1 pseudogene is annotated in these 1,527 nt (G+C 44.3%); it reads right to left on the bottom strand.

What is annotated here, in order from left to right:
• Window positions 1-8: 8 nt before the first annotated feature.
• Window positions 9-1,467, bottom strand: a pseudogene (gene tnpC, locus QUA24_RS27195) (IS66 family transposase).
• Window positions 1,468-1,527: the final 60 nt, after the last annotated feature.

Here is a 1,527-nt window from a genome sequence, read left to right as displayed (position 1 = left end):
GTAAGGATTCAGGTCTTTGATTGGGGAATAAGAGAAGGCATGAATAAGTTACAAGAATGGGCAGATATAGCATCACGAAAAAAAGCCATTGCGCTTTTACCCTGAAACCGACAAGTCTGAATCACAGATAACAAATCAGCAGTTTGTTCAAACCGAGACATTGACCGGGAACCCCCAGATACCTTACGCTTCGTCACGGCTAATCGGAGAGAACGTTCTGCCAAATTATTATCAGGAGGAATGGAAGGATGGTCTAAAAAGTACCACCATTGATGTGCTTTCTCACGCAACGAGCGCAATAACAGTCCCGCAGCATGACCAACATGACCTTGCCAAGTATTTAACAATTCTGCCAACCTGGTCTTAAAGTCCCTCGCCCAAGTCTGATAATCAAGCTCTTCAGGGTGTTCCCGCCATTTTCGATGTTGTCGAAATGCCTCATCAATCAATTCCAAGAACGCAGAGGCGACAACTGTATTGTTACCGTAACTAAGAAGCAGAACTTTCTTAAAATGTCGCCGTAGATGGGCTAAACATTTTTGTTGCGCTCCCACAATCACACCGTTGTAGACGCTAAAATCATCAGAGCTCAACACTCCAGCAAATTCATGCCCCAGCATCGTCTCTAATTCGGCTCTACTCTGAGTATCCGCAGCATGAAACAGGCAAAAATCTTGACCCGTAGCTGTCCACAACCATTCTTTGACTCCCTTGACACACCAAGGGGTTTCATCGACATGGACGGAAAGCTTGTAAGGGTGCCCATTTCCATAAGGCTTCAACGGTAGACTTTACAGCATCGGCTACCCGCGCATTTGTCGCTTGTAATGTCCCTATCCCTATTTCGATTCCACCTAGTTCGCGCAGGAACTCTTGTTGCTTTTCGTAGGATATGTGCCCATAATTACCTAGCCATACCAATAATGCTTGTAGCTCAATGCTTAAGTCTTGTCCTGGAACTATCTCGGATGCTGGTGAACCCATCACCATTGCTCCACATTCTAGGCATTGACATTTGACTCGTTGATATTCCACCACTTCAATTGGTAAGGCTACTAAACACGCTACTTGCTGCTTGCTATAACCAATCGCATCACTTAATTCTCTGCTACCACAATGCTCACAAGAGTCCGGAGTGCTGATTTGATATCTATCTACTCGCCCAAATCCTTTTCGGGTTTTACCGATATGTCCCCGCTGTCCTCCTGGTTTTGGCTTTGGCTCTTTTTCTGATTCTTTTGAGTTATCAACTTTGGCGAGCTCTGATTTCTGTATGAGATCGCTTGATGGGGGTTTCGATGATGTTTTGCTATTGCTGGGCTGTCTCTCTTTGAGCTTTTCGAGTTCTTGTTGTAATTTTTCAATCAGCTTCTGTTGGGTTAGCACAATTTTGACCAGCTCCTCACGGCTCAACTGGTCAACTATTTCTAATTTTAGTGCTGCTGATAACTCTGGCTTTTCGCTCATCTGACTACATTACCAGATTTTTCGGCTTTCAATCAACTATTTTTCACCTGAATCCTTACA

It is taken from the genome of Microcoleus sp. Pol12B5 (genome assembly GCF_036701335.1).
Taxonomy (GTDB): domain Bacteria; phylum Cyanobacteriota; class Cyanobacteriia; order Cyanobacteriales; family Microcoleaceae; genus Microcoleus.
Note: the sequence above shows the minus strand (reverse complement) of the source record. Positions and strands in the feature narration are given on the sequence as shown.